Genomic DNA, 5,817 nt, shown 5'->3' with positions numbered 1-5,817 from the left:
CAGGCGCTTCTGCTCATGTTCCATCTGCACGTAGCGCGGGAAGCGCGGGTGGTAGACGTCGGCACTGCGCGCGGCGGTGAACGGGGACGAGGCACTGAAGTTGCCGTTGCTCGGGCCGTTGGCCCAGCGGCCCGTGTTGGAGCCCTCCTCCAGCGCCTGGCGCTCGGAGTAGGCCACCGACAGCAGGGCGCCGAACGTACCGTCGGCGAAGATGTTCGACACCAGCGCGGCCATGCGCGGGTCGGCCTTCTCCGCCATCGCGTTGTAGCCGGCCTGGCCGCTGGCGGCGAAGGTGAAGCCGTCATAGTCGAACGGCCTCGCCGTGCGCAGATCGACGGTGGCGCCCAGCGAGCCTTCTTCGACATCGGCCGAAGCGGTCTTGCGCACCACCAGCTGCGAGAACAGGTCGGAGGCGAAGACATTGAAGTCGAAGCCACGGCCGCGGTTGGTACCACCGCTCTGATCACCGGCGCCGACGGTGGTCAGCGCCTCCATGCCGTTGATGCGCACGCGGGTGAAATCCGGGCCGAGGCCGCGCACCGAGATGTTGCGGCCCTCGCCGGCCTCGCGGGTGATGACCACACCCGGGATGCGCTGCAACGACTCGGCCAGGTTCAGATCCGGGAACTTGCCGATGTCCTCGGCGACGATGGCGTCGACCACGCCGGCCTCGCCACGCTTGATGTCCAGCGCCTTCTCCACGCTGGCGCGGTAGCCGGTGACGGTGACCGTATCCAGGTCCGTGGCGCCGGCGGCGCTGCTCTGCTGCTGGGCGGTCGCATTGGCCGCCAGGGCCAGTCCGACGGCCATAGCGAGCAAGGTAACCGGTGTCTTTTTTTGGTGGTTCCGAGACTGCATGCCTTTCCCCTCTCCCAAAGGTCTGGTGCTGCGGCTGTTTCAGCGTGATGACACCGCTGGTCAGAGCGGACGTTAGCAGCACGTCCCGGATCCGGCATCTTGCACCGCAACAGATCTGAAATGTCTCCAAGAGGCTTGCAGGACAATGCTTCCGTCAGTTCCTACGGGTGCGTGGGGCGCATCGGAAGGCTAGAATGACACCGATGGCCAAACGCCGCGCCGACGCGTGGTACACATTCACGCCGTGCAGTTTCACATGCTGGCGGCAAGCGGGGAGGAGTGGAGATGGGGCGTATCGTATGTTTCGGGGAACTGCTGCTGCGGCTCGGCGCGCCCGGTCGCGAGCTGCTGCTGCAGTCGCCGCAGCTGCAGGTGCACGTGGGCGGGGCGGAAGCAAACGTGGGTGTCTCGCTGTCCCGATTCGGACATGACGTGGCCATGGTCAGCACGGTGCCCGGCAATGCCCTGGGGGCGCACGCACTGGGTGAACTGCGCCGCCATGGCGTCGATACGCGGGCGGTGCGCGAGGTGGCGGACGGTCGCATGGGCCTGTACTTCCTCACCACCGGCGCCGTGCAACGTGCCAGCGAGGTGGTGTACGACCGGGCCGATTCAGCCTTCGCGCGCAGCACTGCAGCCGATCATGACTGGCCGGCGCTGCTGCAGGGCGCGGACTGGCTGCACCTGTCCGGCGTCAGCCCTGCGCTGGGGCCGCAGGTGGCCGAGGCGACGCTGGCGGCGGCATGCGCCGCGCGTGCCAGTGGCGTGCGCGTTTCCTTCGACGGCAATTTCCGGCCCACGCTGTGGCAGCGCTGGGGCGGCGACGCGCAGGCGATCCTGCATGCCCTGTTCGACCAGGCTGACATCGTGTTCGCCGACTACCGCGATATCGAAGTGATCCTGGGCCAGCGCTTTACCCAGGCCGGCGCCGTGGAGCGCGTGGACGCTGCCGCAGCGGCGGCATTCGCCGCGTTCCCGCGGCTGCAATGGCTGGCATGCACGCAACGGCAGGCGCTGAGCGTGGACCATCATGTGCTGGGCGCCCTGCTGCTGGGCCGCGAGGGCGTGCGTGCGCAGGCGCCCGTGCGGCAGCTGACCGGCATCATCGATCGCATCGGCGGCGGCGATGCCTTCGCGGCAGGCATCCTGCATGGCATCCTGTCAGGCTTCGATGCCGACGCCACCGTGCGTTTCGGCCTGGCTGCCGGCGGACTGAAGCATTCCATCCCCGGCGATTTCAATCCTGTCAGCGAAGCTGACGTGCTGGCCCAGATGGGCGAGGAGCGATTCGATGTCCGGCGCTGATCCGCGCGTTCGCGCGGTACTGAAACTGGCACCGGTGATTCCGGTGTTCACCCCCGATGATGTCGACGATGCCGTGCAGGTGGCGCAGGCGCTGTTCCGGGGCGGTCTGCCGGTGATCGAGGTCACCCTGCGCACACCCCGTGCGATGGATGCCATCCGGGCAATGGTCGAGGCCGTACCCGACGCGGTGGTGGGGGCCGGAACGGTGCTGACGCCCGCGCAGATGGAGGCGGCCAGGGCCGCAGGTGCGCGCTTCGCGGTGTCGCCGGGCGCAACGCCGACGCTGTACGCGGCCGCGCGCGATGCCGACCTGCCGTATCTGCCGGGCGTGGCCACGGGGTCCGAGCTGATCCTTGGCCTCGAGCATGGCCTGGATACCTTCAAGTTCTTCCCCGCGGTGCAGGCCGGCGGTGCACCGCTGCTGGCGGCCTGGCACGGCCCCTTCGCCGACGTGCGCTTCTGCCCGACCGGTGGCATCAGTGCCCAGACCGCGGCGCAGTTCCTGCACCTGCCGAACGTGCTGTGCGTGGGCGGTTCATGGCTGACCACGGCGGCCTTGCTGCAGACCCGCGACTGGGGCGCGATCGAACGCCTGGCGCGCGAGGCGTCCGTGCTGGCGGGCTGAACCGGCAGGCAATCTTCCAGGATTTGATCGGGATCAAAGCGCCGGCCTCGTGCCGGCGTCACTCTGTCTGCAAGCGCACGACGGAGGAAAACCCATGAACAGAACCATGAAGGCCGCTGTCGTTCGCGAGTTCGGCAGCCCACTGGTCATCGAGGAAGTTCCGGTACCGCGCCCGGGGGCGGGCGAGGTGCTGGTCAGGATCGAAGCCTGCGGTGTCTGCCACACCGACCTGCACGCCGCCGAGGGCGACTGGCCGGTGAAACCGGACCCGCCGTTCATCCCCGGCCACGAGGGCGTGGGGCACATCGTGGCCGTGGGCGGCGGGGTCGGGCATGTCAAGGAAGGCGACAGGGTCGGCATCCCCTGGTTGTACTCGGCGTGTGGCCATTGCGAACACTGCCTGGGCGGCTGGGAAACGCTGTGCGAGACGCAGCGCAACACCGGCTACTCGGTCAACGGCGGCTTCGCCGAGTTCGCACTGGCCGATGCCAACTATGTCGGCCTGCTTCCGAAGGAGGTGGGCTTCGTCGAGATCGCGCCGGTGCTGTGCGCCGGCGTGACGGTCTACAAGGGCCTGAAGGTGACGGACACGAAGCCCGGTGACTGGGTGGCGATCTCCGGCATCGGTGGCCTGGGCCACATGGCGGTGCAGTACGCGCGTGCGATGGGCCTGAACGTGGCTGCCATCGACGTGGAGGACAGCAAGCTGGCACTCGCGCGGCGGCTGGGCGCGCAGGTCACGGTCAACGCGCGCACGACCGATCCGGCAGCATTCCTGAAGAAGGAGATCGGTGGCGCACACGGGGCGCTGGTCACCGCGGTATCGCCCAAGGCCTTCGAGCAGGCGCTGGGCATGGTCCGGCGGGGCGGCACGGTCTCGCTCAACGGACTGCCACCGGGCAACTTCCCGCTGGACATCTTCGGCATGGTCCTCAATGGTGTGACGGTGCGCGGTTCGATCGTCGGCACGCGGCTGGATCTGCAGGAGTCGCTGCAGTTCGCCGCCGAGGGCAAGGTGGCGGCCACGGTCAGCACCGACCGCCTGGAAAACATCAACGAGGTGTTCGCCCGCATGCGCGCGGGCACCATCGACGGGCGCGTGGTACTGGACATGGCCGCCTGACACCCGTGCATGGCCGCCGCGGCCGGGCACCCTCTCCCACGGGTGCGGCGGTCATGCCGATCGATGCGCGCCCGGCGTAGCTGCGCAGGTGGTCAGCGCTGTGACCCAGCGCGCCGGGCGGCAGCCGTCGCCCAGCGCGCCGCCACCACCGGAGCCGTGATGCACACCGCCTGGTCGGTCACCGTGGTCACCGCGCGTTCCAGCAGCTGGATGTCTGCCTCGTGCTGGCGTGCCACGTGCGGGTCCTCGAAGAAGATGGCGCGCTGGCAACGGCCCTCCAGCACGCGGTCGGCGATCTGCGCATCGCCCCCCATCGGTCCGCTCTGGTAGCGCGTCACCCAGGGCGTGTCGCTGGGCCAGCCGCGGCTCCATGCCAGCTCGTTGAGGCGCTGACCGGTGGTCCCGGTCGCCACCCGCTCGCCGAAGCGTGCCAGCACGTCGAAGTGCTCGTCGGCGAAGGCGAGCATCGCCGGCTTCATCGCATCGTGCGCGATCAGTGCCAGGGTCTGGGTACCGAAGGCATGCAGATCGTCGGCACCGGCGTCGGCCTGAAGGCCGGCGTGCACGCGCTCCACCTCGATCCAGTCGCGTGCGGTGGCGACCGTGGAAATGAAAGGTTTGCCGTGGATCACGCACTGCCGCTTGAGCGCGGTCGCTTCGGGAAACACCGAGGACGGATCGACCGGATCGATCAGATAGATGGCACCGTCGAGCGTGCGCTGCGGGCCCATGCCGACCACCTCGGCGACCAGCTTCATCAGCCCGCCCTCGCGGCCGTAGGGATAGCGATGGAGGCCGGCATAGCCGTCGAGGAAGCCGTGGCGTCCGATCGCATCATGAGTGCGGCCGACAGCGTGCAGCGTGATGCCCAGTTCGCGCAGGCCCGGTTCGCAGGCACGCAGCCAGCGGAACAGGGCGGCGCGCGCATCCTGGTGGTGGAGCCGGTTGGCGGCCAGGCCGATACGCATCGAACGCTCCGTGGGCTGGTGGAAGCGGCAGTTTATGTCGTGAACGGCCAATTCTGCGCGCTTTGCAACTTTCCTCATTGTTGCTGTGCCGTGCGTCGCTAGCGTGGCAGGCAGAGCGGTACCGCTGCGCGGCCGTCGTCTCCGCCTGCGATTCGAGGATGCCCATCGTGAATGCCGCCGGCCCTGCGGCCGCATCCATTGCACGCTCCTGCCCGTGGCTGCGATCCCGCATCGTGCTGCCTGCCCTGTTGCTGTGGCCCATGATCACGCGGGCCGACGGGTGCGACATGCCCCTGGCCGTGGCCTGGCCCAGTGACCGCCCGCCACTGTCCTTCAGCGCGCAGGGCCAGCCCGGCGGCCTGGTTGCCGACTACCTGCGGCGGCTGGGCGAGCAGATCGCGCTGCGTCCACATCCGCTTCCCGCCGCGGCCGGCGCGGTCGGGGCGCTGCCGGCCGGTACCCAGGCCGTGCTGGGATGGCCGCGCGAGCAGGTGCCCGACGGCTGGGTCGTGAGCAGGTCCTACCTGCAGCTGTCACAGGTGATCGTGCGCCGTCGCAACGACACGCCACTGCAGGGACTGGGCGGTCTGCGCGGCCGCCGCGTCGCCAGCCTCGACACGGTGCCACTGGCGGCCCACCTGCGTGAGCAGGCGCCGGGCGCATGGCTGCTGCAGGTCGACGCGCTCGATCATGCGCTGCAGCTGCTGGCCATCGGCCAGGTCGACGCGGTAGTTGCCACGTTGGCCGAAGTGGAAGCCGCATTGCGCAGGCCCGGCAGCGATGCCCTGGTGATCGCCGCGCCGGCCGGCTTCGATGATGCCTGGGTGCTGGCGGCTGCGCCGGCCTGTGCGGCCACCGTCGCCGCCTTCGACACCGTGCTGCACGAACTGGACGACGCGCAGCGGGCCGCGCTCCGCGCGGCGTGGGCGCCCAGCGGA

General features: G+C 69.4%; 6 protein-coding genes. 4 read left to right on the top strand and 2 right to left on the bottom strand.

Annotated features, from left to right (window positions below; genetic code table 11):
• Positions 1-858: TonB-dependent receptor plug domain-containing protein (locus QMZ25_RS17535; RefSeq protein ID WP_283220043.1), on the bottom strand; the 858-nt coding region annotated here is incomplete at its 3' end.
• Positions 859-1,137: 279 nt separating this feature from the next.
• Here QMZ25_RS17535 and QMZ25_RS17530 point away from each other — a divergent pair.
• The 3 genes from QMZ25_RS17530 to adhP all read left to right on the top strand — a co-directional run bounded on the left by QMZ25_RS17530 (position 1,138) and on the right by adhP (position 3,911).
• The gene (locus QMZ25_RS17530; RefSeq protein ID WP_231108641.1) at positions 1,138-2,163 is read left to right on the top strand and encodes a sugar kinase; all 1,026 of its coding nucleotides are present in this window, start codon (positions 1,138-1,140) and stop codon (positions 2,161-2,163) included.
• Positions 2,150-2,788: a bifunctional 4-hydroxy-2-oxoglutarate aldolase/2-dehydro-3-deoxy-phosphogluconate aldolase gene (gene eda, locus QMZ25_RS17525; RefSeq protein WP_283220042.1), complete on the top strand. Its 639-nt coding sequence runs from the start codon at positions 2,150-2,152 to the stop codon at positions 2,786-2,788. Before QMZ25_RS17530 ends, eda begins: the two co-directional genes overlap by 14 nt.
• Positions 2,789-2,882: 94 nt before the next feature.
• Entirely contained in the window at positions 2,883-3,911 is a 1,029-nt protein-coding gene (gene adhP / locus QMZ25_RS17520; RefSeq protein ID WP_053515992.1) for an alcohol dehydrogenase AdhP, read from the top strand.
• 92 nt (positions 3,912-4,003) lie between these two features.
• On the opposite strand, the gene QMZ25_RS17515 is transcribed toward adhP, so the two are convergent.
• Complete coding sequence (locus QMZ25_RS17515) at positions 4,004-4,879, bottom strand: methylglyoxal synthase (protein ID WP_065174107.1); 876 nt, start codon at positions 4,877-4,879, stop codon at positions 4,004-4,006.
• A 287-nt stretch (positions 4,880-5,166) separates the two neighbouring features.
• Between QMZ25_RS17515 and QMZ25_RS17510 the strand changes: the two genes are divergently transcribed.
• The coding region (locus tag QMZ25_RS17510) for a transporter substrate-binding domain-containing protein (protein WP_283220041.1) at positions 5,167-5,817 on the top strand (651 nt) is incomplete at its 3' end.

It is taken from the genome of Stenotrophomonas sp. RS-48, assembly GCF_030053245.1.
GTDB classification, from domain to species: Bacteria; Pseudomonadota; Gammaproteobacteria; order Xanthomonadales; family Xanthomonadaceae; genus Stenotrophomonas; species Stenotrophomonas maltophilia_P.
Note: the sequence above shows the minus strand (reverse complement) of the source record. Positions and strands in the feature narration are given on the sequence as shown.

What these genes read in the sequence shown, in the direction of transcription:
- QMZ25_RS17515 (WP_065174107.1), bottom strand. Translation starts at nt 4,879, where the DNA reads ATGCGTATCGGCCTGGCCGCCAACCGGCTCCACCACCAGGATGCGCGC.
- eda (WP_283220042.1), top strand. Translation starts at nt 2,150, where the DNA reads ATGTCCGGCGCTGATCCGCGCGTTCGCGCGGTACTGAAACTGGCACCG.
- adhP (WP_053515992.1), top strand. Translation starts at nt 2,883, where the DNA reads ATGAACAGAACCATGAAGGCCGCTGTCGTTCGCGAGTTCGGCAGCCCA.